Source organism: Janthinobacterium foliorum (genome assembly GCF_978021625.1).
In genome coordinates, this window is the sequence record NZ_CDXDQE010000123.1 from 1 (window position 1) to 255 (window position 255).

Sequence of the window (255 nt, forward strand, 5' to 3'; positions counted from 1 at the left end):
ACGCATTGACGTTCTGCACGTGGGCGGCCCCGCCCACGCGGATGCCGGCGCGCAAGTTGACGGCCTGATGACTGAGGCCCGCTTCCATGGCAAACGCCCGGTAGGCGGCATGGCCGTCCGTGACCAGCAGAACATCCTTGTCGATGACGGGCAACAAATAACGGTGCAGCTGCGCCTTCGTCAGTTGCCCTTTGCCCGTGACGAAATCGAGGGTCTGGCCCGTGCGGTCGCGCGCCACCAGGATGCAGACTTGCT

The 255-nt window shown here is 64.7% G+C and carries 1 pseudogene; it reads right to left on the reverse strand.

What is annotated here, in order from left to right:
- A pseudogene (locus tag ACZ92H_RS29805) lies at positions 1-255 on the reverse strand (IS1595 family transposase); the annotation flags it as partial.